Below are 14,857 nucleotides of genomic sequence, written 5' to 3'. Positions count from 1 at the left end.
CGACAAGCGCGGCATGATGGGTGATCGGTGGGCGGTGGGTGCCGAAGTGTTCTAGTTGCGCACCGCATAGATCGGGGTGCGCAGCGTCAGCATGTAGGACGGCGTCGGGGTCCAGGCGATCTGCCCCGAGACGCCAAACAGCCGGTTGTCATTGTCGTCGATCTGATCGAGATCGATGCGCAGGATCGGCTGGGTGAACGACTTGATCGGCGTCAGCGTGCCAAGCTGCGCGCCGCCGAAATGCTGCAGTCCGGCCCGCACCGACGCCTTCCAATTATTCGGCCACTGATAATAGCCGCCGAGATAGCCGATGATCGGCGAACGCACGGTCACCGCCGCGCTGTCGACCAGCACCTGAATGTAGCGCACACCGGCGAGCAGGCCGCGCGTTTCGTCCGCGTCGAGCGCGTAGTCGAACTCCAGATTGTTATCGATGCTGGAGGCGTTGATGCGCCAGTCGATGGTCGGCGCTGACAGCGTCGATTGCAGCGTCACGGTCGGAAATGTGCCGCCGTTCTGCTGATAAAGCTCGGCGGTGAAACCGGCCATCCAGCTATTGATCTCAAAGTTAGTCCATGAGCCGTTGTCGGGCAGCGCCGTGCTGCCAAACACGCCGGCATATACCGACAGCCGGTCGGTCAGGTCGACCGTCAACGGCGCGCTGACGCCGACGCCGATCGCAGCAGGCGAGGATAATTGCAGCCGCGACAGCCACTGCCCGCCGCCAAAGCCGAGCGCCAGGCTGTTGGCCGGGATGGTGACCGCCGCGGTGCTGAGATCGAGATAGATGTTGGGCACCGCTGGCTTGGCCGGCGTGTCGTCGTCATCATCATCGTCATCCTTGGCCGCGGCCGCGGGCAGCGCGGCGGCAATCGCGGTGAACCAAAGCACGGCCAGCGCAGCGGCAGCCCGCACCATGCCGTCGCGCCAGCGGCGCCGAGCGAGGGCGCAGCCAAAGAGGCTCGGGAGCGGTAAAGCGGATGAGGAATCCATGCCGCGATCTGATCACGGCGCGCCAAGCGCGGCAATCGGGATTGCACCGATGCCGCGGCGGGCGGAGGGGAGGGGCGGCGCCGATCAGACGTCGACGTTGGCGCTCAGCGAATTGTCCTGGATGAATTCGCGGCGCGGTTCGACCACGTCGCCCATCAGCTTGGTGAAGATGTCGTCCGCTTCGTCGACTTCGCGGACTTTCACCTGCAGCAGCGAGCGGGCGTTGCTGTCGAGCGTGGTTTCCCACAGCTGGCCGGGGTTCATCTCGCCCAGACCTTTGTAGCGCTGCAGCGACACGCCCTTGCGGCCGGCTTCAGTGACGGCCTCAAACAGCCCGACCGGGCCGTGAATCATGGTCTCGGTGTCGCGGCGGCGCAGCACCCCCGGGCGCGGATAGCAATCCTGCAGCCGGGCGGCGTATTCCTCGAGCTTGCGGGCGTCGGCCGAATTGAGCAGCGCCGCGTCGATGGTGGCGACGTCCTTGACGCCGCGCACCGTGCGCTCGAAGTGGAAGCCTTCGCCTTCGATAAAGGTGCCGCTCCAGCCGCGCTCGACTTCATCGGCGAGCACGTCGAGCCGTTTGGCGATGTAATCGGCGGCCTGATTGGCGGTGGCGAGGTCGTGGCCGATGCGCGGATTGAGCACGCCGGCGATCGCGGCCTGTTCGACCACGCTGCGATTGTAGCGGTTGTGCAGATTGCTCAGCGTGTGACGGATCACACGCGCATCATCGACCATCGCCAGCAGATCGCGGCCGCCGCGCTCCTCGCCGGAAGCGAGCCGCAGCACGCAGTCCTCCAGGCCGGTGGTGATCAGATAATCTTCCAGCGCGCGCTCGTCCTTCAAATATTGTTCGGACTTGCCGCGCGTCACTTTGTAGAGCGGCGGCTGCGCAATGTAGAGGAAGCCGCCTTCGATCAGCGCCGGCATCTGCCGGAAGAAGAAGGTCAGCAGCAGCGTCCGGATGTGCGCGCCGTCGACGTCGGCGTCGGTCATCAGGATGATCTTGTGATAACGCAGCTTGCTGATGTCGAAATCGTCGCGGCCGATGCCGGTGCCGAGCGCGGTGATCAGCGTGCCGACCTGGTCGGAGGACAGCATCTTGTCGAAGCGCGCGCGCTCGACGTTGAGGATCTTGCCCCGAAGGGGCAAGACGGCCTGGAATTCACGGTTGCGGCCCTGCTTGGCGCTGCCGCCTGCCGAGTCACCCTCGACGATGAACAGTTCGGACTTGGCCGGATCGCGTTCCTGACAATCGGCGAGCTTGCCGGGCAGCGAGGCGATGTCGAGCGCGCCTTTGCGGCGGGTCAGTTCGCGCGCCTTGCGGGCAGCTTCCCGCGCCGCGGCGGCTTCCACCACCTTGCCGACGATGGTCTTGGCTTCGGCGGGGTGTTCCTCGAACCAGCTCGCCAGCGCCTCGTTGATGACGTTTTCGACCACCGGCCGCACCTCGGACGACACCAGCTTGTCCTTGGTCTGCGACGAAAACTTCGGGTCCGGCACTTTCACCGACAGTACCGCGGTCAGGCCTTCGCGGCAGTCGTCGCCAGTCAGCGCGATCTTTTCCTTCTTGGCGATCACGTCGGCATAGCCGTTGACCTGGCGGGTCAGCGCGCCGCGGAAGCCGGCGAGATGGGTGCCGCCGTCACGCTGCGGAATGTTGTTAGTGAAGCACAGCACATTCTCATGATAGCTGTCATTCCACCACAGCGCGCATTCCACGGTGATGCCGTTCATCTCCGCCAAGATGGTGATCGGCGCCGGCACGATCGCCTTCTTGTTGCGGTCGAGATATTTCACGAACTCGACCACGCCGCCCTCGTAGCGCATCTCCTCGCGCTTCTCGACGCCGTGGCGCAGGTCGGACAACAGGATGTTGACGCCGGAATTCAGGAACGCCAGTTCGCGCAGCCGGTGCTCGAGCGTGGCGAAATCATATTCGATATTGGTGAAGGTCTCGGGCGACGCATAGAACGTCACCTCGGTGCCGCGCTTGCCGCCGGCGGCGCCGACCACCGCCAACGGCGCCAGCGCTTCGCCATGGGCGAATTCGATGAAGTGTTCCTTGTCGTCGCGCCACACGCGCAGCAACAGCCGGCTCGACAGCGCGTTCACCACCGACACGCCGACGCCGTGCAGACCGCCCGACACCTTGTAGGAATTCTGGTCGAATTTGCCGCCGGCATGGAGCTGGGTCATGATGACCTCGGCCGCCGAAATGCCTTCGCCCTTGTGGAGGTCGACCGGGATGCCGCGGCCGTCGTCGCGCACCGTCACCGAGCCGTCGGCGTTCAGGACCACCTCGACCCGGGTGGCGTGGCCGGCCAGCGCCTCGTCGATGGCGTTGTCTACCACCTCATAGACCATGTGGTGCAGGCCGGAGCCGTCATCGGTGTCGCCGATATACATGCCCGGGCGCTTGCGGACCGCGTCCAGGCCCTTCAATACCCGGATCGACTCCGCGCCATATTCGATCGCAGGGGAATGCTCGGAATCAGCAGGGGTCTGCCGGGCAGGTTCGGTCATGTGGGGCCTTCGCGGGTGGCGCCGAATCGACGCACGCAAGTCGGATTGATGCTGTCTCTTGTGCCACGAAAGGGGGGCTGCGCCTAGCGCAAAGTCGGGCGGTTCAAGGCATTGAATAAATGGGGGATTTTGGCTATTTTTCAAGCCCGGAACGGGCCGTTCTGGCGTCCGCTGAAAAGCCGGTGCGAGGGCCGAATCGGTCCGATCGGCAGGGCTTGCTCAAACCAGCCCGATACCGGCGGCGCGCGGCGCTAAACCTTGATGTCGAGCGCCGCCTGGTCGGTGAATTTCAGGGTGGCAGAACTGCCGGCGTCGAGCTTGAGGATGATGGAATCCTCCGATCCTTTGAAGCTGAGCACGGCGTTGTCGCCATCGCGGGTCACCGTGACGTCGGACGCCGAATAGCCGCTGATCTGCAATGTCACTCTGCCGTTGACGTGAATTTCGTCACGACCATCACCCCTGCCAAACATCACCATGGACAGCGTTCCGACCCGGATGGTGTCGTTGCCGGCTCCTCCCTGAACCGTGGACCATCCGGCAGTGGTGATGATGTCATCGCCGCCGCCCGCGAAGATCGTTGAGGTGTTGCCGGTGTTGATCACGTCGTTGCCGGCGCCGGTGGTCACGGTGGAGTGGTTATAGGTGCTGACCCTGTTGTTGCCGTCGCCCGCGTTGACGGTGGACCAGCCATAAGTGCTGACTACGTCGTCACCCGCGCCGGTGGTTACGGTGGAGTGGTTATAGGTGCTGACCCTGTTGTTGCCGTCGCCCGCGTTGACGGTGGACCAGCCATAGGTGTCGACCACGTCGTCACCCGCGCCGGTGGTCACGTTGGAGTGGTTATAGGTGCTGACCCTGTTGTTGCCGTCGCCCGCGTTGACGGTGGACCAGCCATAGGTGTCGACCACGTCGTCACCCGCGCCGGTGGTCACGGTGGAGTGGTTATAAGTGCTGACCCTGTTATTGCCGTCGCCGGCATTGATGGTGGCGTGGCTCAGAGCGGTGATGACGTCGTCGCCGGAGCCGGTGGTGATGGTGACATTGTCGAGGATGTCGAACGGCCTGCCGAGGCCCATCGACGATGCGGCGTGGCGGAGCGCATTGATCTGCGCTTGCAGTTGCTGCACCACGGGCTGCTCCGCATTGGCGCGGGCCAATAGTAGTTTGGCTCGGTCGGAGATCTCGATCCTGATCGCCGTGTTTGAAGCGGACACGGGGAAACCGTGGATGTCGCCGCTGCCCTGTTGCTGCGCCGATGCCTCGGCGGTCTGATGGCGGAACGATCTGACGGTATGATCCAGGGGCAGGCTCGAGGAGGCGACGTGCATCGGATCTGTCCTTCTTGAATCCCGGCATGAGCTTTCGCGCGGTTCGTCAGACGAACCTTGCTCGGATGGAGTGAAGATCGCGTTAAAGTTGCGTTCGATGATCGATGCTCGCGCGGGCGATCGGCAAAGTCCTAGTCGGCCCGCGCCGCTATCCGGCCGTCCTCGACGTCAAACACCTCGCCGCCGGCAAGATCGGCGAACGCCGCTGGATCAGCGCCGGTCATCCAGACCTGGGCGCCGAGCCGCTGCAGCTCCGCAAACAAAGCGCGGCGGCGCGAGGGATCAAGATGCGCCACCACCTCGTCGAGCAGCAGCAGCGGGGTGATGCCGGTCATCTCCGCCACCAGCTGCGCATGGGCCAGGATCAGGCCGATCAGCAGCGCTTTCTGCTCGCCGGTGGAGGCGTCGCGCGCCGGCATCGCCTTGGCGGCATAGACCACGCGCAGATCGGTGAGATGTGGGCCGTCGAGCGTGCGGCCGGCGGCGGCGTCGCGCGGCCGCGCCTCGCGCAGCACCGCGCGGTAGCGATCCTCAATGGCGGTTGCGGGCTCCGTGCGCAGCGCGTTTTCCATCCAGCCATCGAGCGCGATGTCAGCCGAGGGAAACGCCGAGCCGGCACCGCGCGCCGCCAGCGCCGCGCCGAGCCGCATCACGGTTTCGCCGCGCATCGCCGCCACCGCGACCGCCAATTCCGCGGTCTCGCGTTCGATGGCGTCGAGCCAATGGGAATCCTGGCAGCGTTCCTCCAGCACCCGGTTGCGCGAGCGCAGGCTGCGCTCCAGCGCCGCCACCCGGCTGGAATGCTCGCTGTCGATCGCCAGCACCAGCCGGTCGAAAAACCGCCGCCGTTCGGCGGCCGGGCCAGTGAACAGCCCGTCCATGGCCGGCGTCAGCCACACCATGCGCAGATGATCGCCAAAGGCCGCCGCCGAGCTGACATTCTCGCGGTCGATCCGGCAGCGTCGGCTGCTGGCGGCGGCGTCATCGCGCCGTGGCTCGATGCCGGTGCCGAGCGTGGCAAGCCCAAGCGCGCCCTCGACCTCGGCCGACACCGCCCATGAGCCGTCACCGTGGCGATTGGCGATGTCGTCGAGCGTGGCGCGGCGCAGCCCGCGGCCCGGCGACAACAGCGAGATCGCTTCCAGGCAATTGGTCTTGCCAGCGCCATTGGCGCCGACCAGCGCCACCAGGTCAGCCTCGACGCGCAGACTGGCCGCCGTGTAGTTGCGGAACTGGCTGAGCAAGAGGCGATGAATGCGGGCGGCGGTCATATCGCTCGTGGGAAGCGCTGATTGAACCCTCTCCCCTTGGGGGAGAGGGGGACGCCGAACGAAGCGAGGCGCCGGGTGAGGGGGCTGCATCCGAGGACATCCCCCCTCATCCGCCTTCGCTTCGCGAAGGCACCTTCTCCCAAAAGGGGAGAAGGGAAGAAAGCTCACACGCGCATCGGCATCAGCACGTACAGCGCGCCCTTGGCGTCGCGGTCGTGAATCAGGGTCGGCGAGCCGGGATCGGCGAGTTTCAGCACGGCGGCTTCGCCCTCGATCTGTGCGGCGATGTCCAAGAGGTAGCGCGAGTTAAAACCGATATCGAGCGCGTCGGAAGCGTATTCGACCTCGAGTTCTTCTGTCGCGCTGCCGGAGTCGGGATTGGTCACGGTCAGCACCAGCTTGCCGGCTGACAGCGCCAGTTTGACGGCGCGGCCGCGCTCGCTGGAAATGGTGGACACGCGGTCGACGGCCGCTTCGAATTCGTGCTTGTCGACCACCAGTTCCTTGTCGTTGTTCTGCGGGATCACCCGGCCGTAATCGGGGAAGGTGCCGTCGATCAGTTTTGAGGTCAGCACCACATTGCCGATGGTGAAGCGCACCTTGTTGGTCGACAGCTCGATGCCGATGCCGATCTCAGAATCCTCGATCAGCCGCTGCACTTCGCCAACGGTCTTGCGCGGCACGATCACGCCCGGCATGCCGGCGGCGCCGGACGGCAGCGGCAGCTCGACCTGAGCCAGGCGGTGACCGTCGGTCGCGACCGCGCGCAGGGTCGCGGTGCCGGCGCTGTCAGCGCTGTGCAGATAGATACCGTTCAGATAGTAGCGGGTTTCTTCGGTCGAGATCGCGAACTGGGTGCGATCGATCAACCGCTTGACGTCGGCGGCCGGCAACGCGAACGCATGGCCCATCTCGCCGGCGGCAAGATCGGGGAAATCGCTTTCCGGCAAGGTCTGCAGCGTGAAGCGCGAACGGCCGGCACGGATCGCCAGCACGGCGCGCTCACCGTCGCTTTCCAGCACGATCTGCGAGCCATCCGGCAGCTTGCGCACGATGTCGTAGAACATATGCGCCGGCACCGTGGTGGCGCCCGGCTGCGCGGCCTCGGCCGGCAGGGTCTCGGTGACTTCCAGGTCGAGGTCGGTGGCTTTGAGCGACAACCGGCCTTGCTCAGCGCGGACCAGCACGTTTCCAAGGATCGGAATCGTGTTGCGCCGTTCAACCACGCGATGGACGTGGCCAAGCGACTTGAGGAGCTGCGCGCGTTCCACCGTGACCTTCATTGCAAACCCGCCTGGTCCAACCCACACACATTTCGAAATGACCGATCAGCCGCGGAGCAAGTCCCTGGGGAGCAAGTCCCTTGGGAGCAAGTCCCTGGGGATCTCTCCCGGGCGATCGCCGCCGCGGCCGGAACCGCGGGGGACCGCAAGGTGACGGCAAAGCCGCCGCGGCGCAAGTGGCGCTTTGGCGGACGATGCCAAATGTCCCCGTGATTCCGGAGGCTTCGGGCGCCGAGCGGCGCCCGGTGCGCGAGCTGGTTACTCCTGAAGCTGGCGCTTCAAGAGTTCGACCTCATCGGACAAGGTGGTGTCCTTGGACACCAGCCCTTCGATCTTGCGCACGGCATGCAATACCGTGGTGTGATCGCGGCCACCGAACCGGCGGCCGATTTCCGGCAACGACCGCAGCGTCAGCGTTTTGGCGAGATACATCGCCACCTGGCGCGGCCGCACCACATTGGCGGTGCGCCTCGACGACAACAGATCGGCGCGGCTGACATTGTACTGCCGGGCCACCACGCGCTGGATGTCCTCGATCTTGATGCGCTTCGGCTCTTGCGGGCGGATCAGATCGCGCACTTCGCGCTCCGCCATTTCCAGGGTCACCGGCTGGGAATTGAGCTTGGAATGCGCCAGCAGCCGATTGATCGCGCCTTCCAGGTCGCGGCCGTTATGGGTGATGCTACGCGCCAGATATTCCAGCACCGGCTGCGGCACATCAAAGCTGGCGTGATGGGCGCGCGCCGCGGTGACGCGCGACTTCAGAATGCCAAGCCGCAAATCTTCGCTGAGCTGGCCCATCTCGACCACGAGACCACCGGCGAGCCGCGAGCGCACGCGCTCATCAAGGCTTTCCAGATCGGACGGCGGACGGTCGGCGGCGATCACCACCTGACGGCCGGCATCGATCAGCGCATTGAGCGTGTGGCAGAACTCGGCCTGGGTGGTCTTGCCCTGCAGGAACTGCAGATCGTCGATCACCAGCACGTCGATGCCGCGCAGCGCTTCCTTGAAGGCCAGCGAGGTCTGCGACTTCAGCGCCGCGACAAAGCCGTACATGAATTTCTCGGCGGTGAGATACAGCACCTTGCGGTCCGGGTTGGAATTGCCGGCCCAGGTCACCGCCTGCAGCAGATGGGTTTTGCCAAGGCCGACGCCGGAGTGGATGTACAGCGGGTTGAACATCACCGGATCGCCATGACGGCCTTCGGCGACTTGCTTAGCAGCGGCATGCGCCAGCGTGTTGGAACGGCCGATCACGAAGCTGGCGAAAGTCAGCCGCGGATCGAGCGGCGAGCCGCCGAGCGCATCATGGCTGGTCGATACCGGCGTTGCCGCGCTGCTGCGTACTTCCTGTGCAGCGGGACGCGGATGATGGTGATCATCACGACGCGGTTCGGTCGGCGCGGCCTGCGCATCACGTACCGGCGCGGCACAACGCGCCGCCGAGCGCACGGTCAGATCGATGCGATGAACTTCCGGCATTTCCGCCTGCCAGCAGCTCAGCACGCGGTCGGCATAGTGGGTCTGGATCCAGCTCTTCAAAAACCGGGTGGGCACCGACAGATGCACGCTCTCCTGCTGCAGGCTTTCGAGATCCATGCGGGCGAACCAACTCGAGTACACGTCTTCGCCGACGCTGGAGCGCAGACGGCCCTTAACTCGAGACCAGCGATCCTGTTCGGTATTTGTCATGGCTTTCCAGATTTCTTCAGAAAACGAATTCCAAGCTGAGGCGTCAGTCGTCGCAGCGCCGCGGCGAATTGCCGGGTGCTTTGCCTATCTTCGGCCATAGCTCCGCCCATCGGCGATTGCCGAGGTCGGATCAGCGATGAGGGTTAACTAGTTCAGCGAGGACCAGGGGCCCCCAGCGACGCACGCGGCGGAGGGCCAGCGCAGAGCGGATCGCTCGTGAAGCTCAGCGCATCGATCAGCAAAACGGGAGCCGAGATTGCGCTGCGTTCGATCGAACAGGTCAATTGGATATTCATCAGACCTCCCCCTTCCTGCCGCGAACCGCGCGACAGGACTGTCGTCCCACCAGCAATCAAACCCCCCGCAATGCATCGGTTCGTTGGCAGAGCCCCCGGTGAACCGAGCGTCGCGAGTTCCAGCTTAGAGGCTTGCGATCGGCTTCGTCCGTTCTGTCCTTCACACAGCTGTTCTGCTGAGCGGCGGAATAGAGTTGAAGCAAAGTCGACCGTTCTCATATCGCTATGAGTTGCAAACCATCCATCGCTTGGAAAGTGTCGCTAACACGCTAATCGCCGCCGATTTGCGTGCTTGCCCAAGGGTCTTAGATCGCGCTGATCGAAGAACCGTGGGCGCCGCGAGCGGATTAAGAAATACACGACGATCGCGCTGTCGCAATGGGATTGATTTTGGGGGAGCGGCGCAGAATTCAGCTAGCGGACCGTGGAAAAGCGGCAAGTTTTAACGACCTTTCCACAAGGTTTTGAATCTTCGCACGGATTCAGATCGTGAGCGGATCGTTGTGGCTGCGCGTTAAGCCGAAAATAAATTCATCAATCAGTAACTTTTGCCGCGACGCGGTCCGGCTTTTTGAAGTGCTTTTCCGCGCTATGCCGGTAAGTGATTATCGAGTCGCGATTTTTTGTGAGCGTCTGACCAGGGTAACCCCCGTTGAAAACGCGCTGCAGGAGGGGGCGTGAGCTTGCTTTTTTGTTCAAGCTCGGGCAGCCGCCACAGCCAAAAAAGGCTGTTGCTGCGAGCGTTTCCCGACAGTTTTGCGACGGTTTCCTGAGAAGCTGGAAAACACCTTCGTATCTTCACGAAGTCGCACTGCCATCTTTGTTGAATGCACGCGCTGCGACGCTGTCAGCGCGTGATGATGGCAACTACGCAACAAAAAAGCCCGGCCAATGCCGGGCTTCATGCAGCGCGTAGCTGGAAGGCGTGTAGTTTACTTCGCCAGCTTGGCGATCTGATGCGTCAGGCGCGAGACCTTACGGCTGGCAGTGTTCTTGTGAATGATGTTGCGCTGAGCAGCGCGCATCAGTGCCGGCTCGCAATTCGCCATCGCCTGCAGCGCGGCGTCACGATCGCCCTTGGCAATCGCTTCTTCAACGTTCCGGACCGTGCCGCGCATCTGACTGCGACGCGACTTGTTGATGATGGTGCGGCGCGCGATCTTTCGGGTCGCCTTCTTGGCGGAAGAGGTATTGGCCATCGTGTTTCAATCCTTCAGCGGCCAGCGCGTGACCGGGCGTCACAAGCGACGCTGATGTGTGTCCGGGTGTTCGTGAAATGCCATCCCCAAACGGCAAGCTCAAACCACAGCGCCGCTCAAAGAACAGCGGCGGCAGGATCGCCCCCACCGCCAACTGCACGCCCTTATAGTGGTCGCAAACAGCACCGTCAACGGCTTGCGGGGGCGTTTACAGCGGTGCGCGGTTGCGTCGCCGGTGATAAGTCGCTGGCGAGGTTGAATTTTGCCGGGTGGGCCGCTATTGCCGGGCGGGCTTTATGGGGCGAATGGCTGACGAGGTGGCGCATGTTTCGCGGATTTTTCCGTTTGATCGGGCTGCTGATGCTGGCCGGCGGGTTCATCTTCCTGGTCTATGACGGCGCCCGCTCGGTCGCCGACAGCAGCCTGCGCATCACCCGGCTGGGCGAGTTCTGGAATGACATCCATCAGTTCAGCCAGCAGAGCTTCCGCGCCGAGGTCGAGGACATCGCGCCCTGGTTGTGGAATGGCGTGGTGCAGGTTGTGCTGAACCAGCCGACCTTTGCGGTGCTGGGCGTGCTCGGACTGGCCTTGATGGTGCTGTTTCGGCCGCGCAAGCCGCTGATCGGCTACGCCCGCGACTGAGCGGTGCCAATTTTGTGACGGCGGCGGGCGAGGGCGCCCCTGCCGCCCGCCGCAACTGACATTATATCGCATCTTCGTTGAACGCCGCTGTTCCCTCGGTTGTCGGCTGGTGCCGATCGCGAGCGGGCGCCGGCCGTGCCTGGAGATCGCCGATGTTTTTCTCGCGCAAGAAGTCCACGCTGCCCACGGCCGATGAAGCGCTGCCGGGGCGCCGCACGCCGCTGCCGATCGCGCCCAGCCATGCGGTGCTGCGGCGGCCGCTCGCGCCGCCTTATCCGCAGGGCTTGCAGCGCGCGGAGTTCGGGCTTGGCTGCTTCTGGGGCGCCGAGCGCAAATTCTGGCAGCTCGGCGAGGGCATTCACGTCACCGCGGTCGGCTATGCCGGCGGCCACACCCCCAATCCGACCTATGAAGAAGTGTGCTCAGGCAGAACCGGCCATACCGAGGTGGTGCTGGTGGTGTTCGATCCCGGCCGCATCAGCTTTGAGCGGCTGCTGCAGACTTTTTGGGAAAGCCACGACCCGACCCAGGGCATGCGTCAGGGCAATGATGTCGGCACGCAATATCGCTCGGCAATCTACACCAGCAGTGCCGAGCAGCTCGAGGCCGCCAAAGCCTCGCGCGATGCGTATCAGCGCGCCTTGAGCGCGCGCGGCTTTGGCGCCATCACCACCGAGATCTTGCTGGCGACCGAGTTCTATTTCGCCGAGGATTATCATCAGCAATATCTCGCCAAAAATCCGGGCGGCTATTGCGGGCTCGGCGGCACCGGCGTCAGCTGCCCGACCGGGCTGACTGCGGCGTAACGCGCCGCGCTCACGGTCACAGTCAGACAATCCCAGCGGCTGTGATGCGACCACGGCCGCTGCGACTGTTGCGCACCGATCAGTTGCGCGCCGTATCTCAAGTGTGCGGCGCGGCGGCGCCGCTTGCCGAACCATTTGTTAACCCTAACCTCCTATTAACTGGACCATCTCCTGGTGTGAGGGATGGCAGGTGCGGCTCGCGCGCGTGTTTCGAGTATCGGTTGTGACGGCGCTGCTGGTGCTGAGTGTTGCGGGTTGCACCCAACACGGCACTTCCTTGGCGCGCCGGCCTGCGCCCGACAGTCTCGACGCCATCGCCTACGGCCCGGTGCGTCCGGCGCCGTTGCCGCCGCGTGGCCTGTTCACCTCTGGATTTGCCTCAAGTGCCGCCGGTCCGCGCAGCGCCTATGCCGCGACCCCGCTGCCGGGCCCGGTGATGCACGATCCGAGCTATCTGCTCGATTCCGGCGATCGGCTGCGGGTGCTGGTCTATGGCCAGGAGGGACTGACCAATACTTACGCCATCGATGCCAGCGGCGCGGTGACCATGCCGCTGATCGGCGCGGTGCCGGCCCGTGGCCGCACCCCGGCCGGGCTGGCGGCGGAAATCGCGGCGCGGCTGCGCGCGGGCTTTATTCGCGATCCCTCGGTGGCGGTCGAAATCGAATCCTACCGGCCGTTCTTCATTCTCGGCGAGGTCGCGGCACCCGGTCAGTATCCCTATGTGCCCAATCTCAGCGTCGAAAGCGCGGTGGCGATCGCCGGCGGATTTTCGCCGCGCGCCAAGCGTGACGAGGTGATGCTGACCCGCAGCGATGCGCGCGGCATTTTGCGCATTCCGGTGCCGCTCGGCACGCCGGTGCGCCCGGGCGATACGCTGCTGGTCGGCGAACGCTGGTTCTAGCTTGCTGTGCCGATGCGTTTGCTCGACGCGCAACGGCGTCCACATCGCGCGATAACGCGACACCAGCGCGGCGATAAGGTGCTCAGCGCCACATCCAATTATGGCCCCAGTCGCCCTTCCAGCCGGTCAGCCGGCCGCTGCGGAATTGCAGATAGAGCCGGTCGCGCCGCGGCAGCAGCCCGGAGCCGCCGCCGTCGCGGATCGCCATCAGCACCTCATCACCGGGCCGGCCGCTGACGTGATAGAGCGGGGTGCCGAGCGCGGCCGCAACGCTGCTCGGGTCCATGCCGAAGGTCAGCGGCACATTGTTGGACAGCGTCATGGTAAACGGCACTGGGGCCGACGCCGCCGGCTGCTGCGCGGCCGCGGGGTTGGCAGCGCCGCCGATCACGGCGGCCAATGCGATGCAGCAAACCGCGCTCAGCGCCGGGTGGGCTCGATAATTGTTCGGCATGGCGTTGTGGCACGCTCCTCTGTGATGGCCGAAGCTAGCCCCGTGCTGCGGTGCTGAGCAATCCATTGCCGACCATTTGCCGCAACGCCGTGACGATTCATTAAGGAACACGATTAATCTGCGAGAACCTTTTTTCCGCTATCAGTTACAGCACAGACCTCTGTTCGGCTTGAGGCACCATGACGGCTGCTGCCATGAAATCCACTGCCAAACGCCGCCTGCTACTGGCGTCGGATCGCCACGATCAGAGCCGCGAACTGGCGCGGATCCTGGCCAATGTCGCCGAGGTCGAGACCGTGCCGACCTCCGGGCTGCCCGATTCCCCGGCCAAAGACCTGGCCGGCGTGGTGGTCGATATCAATCTGCGTTCGGCGGAAACCGTGCAGCACGTGCGGCGAAAACTGCTGGGCGCGGCCTATCAGCCGATGCCGCGGCTGTTCGTGCTCGCCGATCTGATGCACCATGGCGTGATGCAGGCCTGGGCGCTCGGCGCGACCGACACCATTGCCCGGCCGTTCGATCCTGATGACATCTTGCAGCGCATCCGCGCGGCGCTGCCCAGCGTCGATGACGACGTCGATGAAGCGGGCGCCCGCGGCAAGGAACTGTCGAAAGGCGTCGCGGCCGCTCATCTCGTCATGGTGAAGATTTTCGAAAAGCTGCCGGCGGGGATTCCGCTCACCGTTGAAGACGTGATGGCCGCGGAAAGCTCTATCCTGAAGGCTATCAAGCGCACCTCGCTGCGCGAGTGGCTGTCGGCTGTCGGCTCGCACCACAATGCCAGCTACCGGCACTGTCTGGCGGCGACCGGCTTTGTGGTGGCGTTCGCGCAATATCTCGGCGTTCGCGAAGAAGACCAGCGCCGGCTGACGCGCGCCGCGCTGCTGCACGATGTCGGCAAGGCCTTTGTGCCGACCGCGATCCTGAACCAGACCACCGCGCTCAGCGCCGAGCAGATGGTGCTGTTCCGCCGTCATCCGGAGCTCGGCTATGAGGCGCTGACCGCGCAAGGCGGGTTCCCGCGCGAAGTGCTGGAAGTGGTGCTGCATCATCACGAAATGCTCGATGGCAGCGGCTACCCCAACGGCATGCATGGCGACCAGATCTGCGACCTGGTGCGCATCATCACCTTGGTCGATCGATTTGCCTCGTTTGTCGAGGGGCGCCCCGGCGAGCCGGCGCGCAACCACGAGCAGGCCTTTGCCGCCCTTGAGGCGATGGGCGACAAGCTCGATCAGAAACTGGTGCAGGCGTTCCGGCCGGTGGTGCTCGGGCGCTGAGCGCTGCTGGCGGCGGATCGCGCTCGCGGCGTGGCGAGCAGTTAGTTCGGACAGCACATCGCCTCTGGTCCCTCCCCCTTGTGGGGATCGTTGCGTTATTGGCGATTGGTGATTCAATGGTTTGGCATTGGATCGGAGACGGCGATGGCGGAGCGAGATCAACTGAGCCTTGCGGAG

General features: G+C 64.5%; 12 protein-coding genes. 4 read left to right on the top strand and 8 right to left on the bottom strand.

Annotated features, from left to right (window positions below; translation table 11 throughout):
- Positions 1-51 precede the first annotated feature (51 nt).
- The 7 genes from BJ122_RS17240 to rpsT all read right to left on the bottom strand — a co-directional run bounded on the left by BJ122_RS17240 (position 52) and on the right by rpsT (position 10,594).
- Positions 52-918: a hypothetical protein gene (locus BJ122_RS17240; RefSeq protein WP_110782443.1), complete on the bottom strand. Its 867-nt coding sequence runs from the start codon at positions 916-918 to the stop codon at positions 52-54.
- Positions 919-1,077: 159 nt separating this feature from the next.
- Positions 1,078-3,519: a DNA topoisomerase (ATP-hydrolyzing) subunit B gene (gyrB, locus tag BJ122_RS17235; RefSeq protein ID WP_110782423.1), complete on the bottom strand. Its 2,442-nt coding sequence runs from the start codon at positions 3,517-3,519 to the stop codon at positions 1,078-1,080.
- A gap of 251 nt (positions 3,520-3,770) precedes the next feature.
- The gene (locus BJ122_RS17230; protein WP_110782422.1) at positions 3,771-4,850 is read right to left on the bottom strand and encodes an autotransporter outer membrane beta-barrel domain-containing protein; all 1,080 of its coding nucleotides are present in this window, start codon (positions 4,848-4,850) and stop codon (positions 3,771-3,773) included.
- Between the two features lie 131 nt (positions 4,851-4,981).
- Entirely contained in the window at positions 4,982-6,121 is a 1,140-nt protein-coding gene (gene recF / locus BJ122_RS17225) for a DNA replication/repair protein RecF (RefSeq protein WP_110782421.1), read from the bottom strand.
- A 164-nt stretch (positions 6,122-6,285) separates the two neighbouring features.
- On the bottom strand, positions 6,286-7,404 hold the full coding sequence (gene dnaN, locus BJ122_RS17220) for a DNA polymerase III subunit beta (protein WP_110782420.1): 1,119 nt from the start codon (positions 7,402-7,404) through the stop codon (positions 6,286-6,288).
- A 258-nt stretch (positions 7,405-7,662) separates the two neighbouring features.
- A complete protein-coding gene (dnaA, locus tag BJ122_RS17215) occupies positions 7,663-9,099 on the bottom strand; it encodes a chromosomal replication initiator protein DnaA (protein ID WP_110782419.1) in 1,437 nt (478 codons plus the stop codon).
- Between the two features lie 1,228 nt (positions 9,100-10,327).
- Complete coding sequence (gene rpsT, locus BJ122_RS17210; RefSeq protein WP_110782418.1) at positions 10,328-10,594, bottom strand: 30S ribosomal protein S20; 267 nt, start codon at positions 10,592-10,594, stop codon at positions 10,328-10,330.
- Between the two features lie 324 nt (positions 10,595-10,918).
- Between rpsT and BJ122_RS17205 the strand changes: the two genes are divergently transcribed.
- From BJ122_RS17205 to BJ122_RS17195, 3 genes are all read left to right on the top strand, one after another.
- Positions 10,919-11,236 (top strand): hypothetical protein, encoded by a 318-nt coding sequence (locus tag BJ122_RS17205; protein WP_110782417.1) that lies wholly within the window; start codon positions 10,919-10,921, stop codon positions 11,234-11,236.
- A gap of 152 nt (positions 11,237-11,388) precedes the next feature.
- Positions 11,389-12,042, top strand: a complete 654-nt coding sequence (gene msrA, locus BJ122_RS17200; RefSeq protein ID WP_110782416.1) for a peptide-methionine (S)-S-oxide reductase MsrA — start codon at positions 11,389-11,391, stop codon at positions 12,040-12,042.
- A gap of 190 nt (positions 12,043-12,232) precedes the next feature.
- Positions 12,233-12,946 (top strand): polysaccharide biosynthesis/export family protein, encoded by a 714-nt coding sequence (locus BJ122_RS17195; protein WP_110782415.1) that lies wholly within the window; start codon positions 12,233-12,235, stop codon positions 12,944-12,946.
- Positions 12,947-13,028: 82 nt separating this feature from the next.
- On the opposite strand, the gene BJ122_RS17190 is transcribed toward BJ122_RS17195, so the two are convergent.
- Positions 13,029-13,400, bottom strand: a complete 372-nt coding sequence (locus tag BJ122_RS17190) for a hypothetical protein (protein WP_110782414.1) — start codon at positions 13,398-13,400, stop codon at positions 13,029-13,031.
- A gap of 179 nt (positions 13,401-13,579) precedes the next feature.
- Here BJ122_RS17190 and BJ122_RS17185 point away from each other — a divergent pair, with 179 nt between their 5' ends.
- On the top strand, positions 13,580-14,680 hold the full coding sequence (locus BJ122_RS17185; protein WP_110782413.1) for an HD-GYP domain-containing protein: 1,101 nt from the start codon (positions 13,580-13,582) through the stop codon (positions 14,678-14,680).
- The last annotated feature ends 177 nt before the right edge of the window (positions 14,681-14,857 follow it).

The organism is Rhodopseudomonas faecalis (assembly GCF_003217325.1).
Taxonomy (GTDB): Bacteria; Pseudomonadota; Alphaproteobacteria; order Rhizobiales; family Xanthobacteraceae; genus Rhodopseudomonas; species Rhodopseudomonas faecalis.
Note: the sequence above shows the minus strand (reverse complement) of the source record. Positions and strands in the feature narration are given on the sequence as shown.

What these genes read in the sequence shown, in the direction of transcription:
- BJ122_RS17240 (WP_110782443.1), bottom strand. Translation starts at nt 918, where the DNA reads ATGGTGCGGGCTGCCGCTGCGCTGGCCGTGCTTTGGTTCACCGCGATT.
- gyrB (WP_110782423.1), bottom strand. Translation starts at nt 3,519, where the DNA reads ATGACCGAACCTGCCCGGCAGACCCCTGCTGATTCCGAGCATTCCCCT.
- BJ122_RS17230 (WP_110782422.1), bottom strand. Translation starts at nt 4,850, where the DNA reads ATGCACGTCGCCTCCTCGAGCCTGCCCCTGGATCATACCGTCAGATCG.
- recF (WP_110782421.1), bottom strand. Translation starts at nt 6,121, where the DNA reads ATGACCGCCGCCCGCATTCATCGCCTCTTGCTCAGCCAGTTCCGCAAC.
- dnaN (WP_110782420.1), bottom strand. Translation starts at nt 7,404, where the DNA reads ATGAAGGTCACGGTGGAACGCGCGCAGCTCCTCAAGTCGCTTGGCCAC.
- dnaA (WP_110782419.1), bottom strand. Translation starts at nt 9,099, where the DNA reads ATGACAAATACCGAACAGGATCGCTGGTCTCGAGTTAAGGGCCGTCTG.
- rpsT (WP_110782418.1), bottom strand. Translation starts at nt 10,594, where the DNA reads ATGGCCAATACCTCTTCCGCCAAGAAGGCGACCCGAAAGATCGCGCGC.
- BJ122_RS17205 (WP_110782417.1), top strand. Translation starts at nt 10,919, where the DNA reads ATGTTTCGCGGATTTTTCCGTTTGATCGGGCTGCTGATGCTGGCCGGC.
- msrA (WP_110782416.1), top strand. Translation starts at nt 11,389, where the DNA reads ATGTTTTTCTCGCGCAAGAAGTCCACGCTGCCCACGGCCGATGAAGCG.
- BJ122_RS17190 (WP_110782414.1), bottom strand. Translation starts at nt 13,400, where the DNA reads ATGCCGAACAATTATCGAGCCCACCCGGCGCTGAGCGCGGTTTGCTGC.
- BJ122_RS17185 (WP_110782413.1), top strand. Translation starts at nt 13,580, where the DNA reads ATGACGGCTGCTGCCATGAAATCCACTGCCAAACGCCGCCTGCTACTG.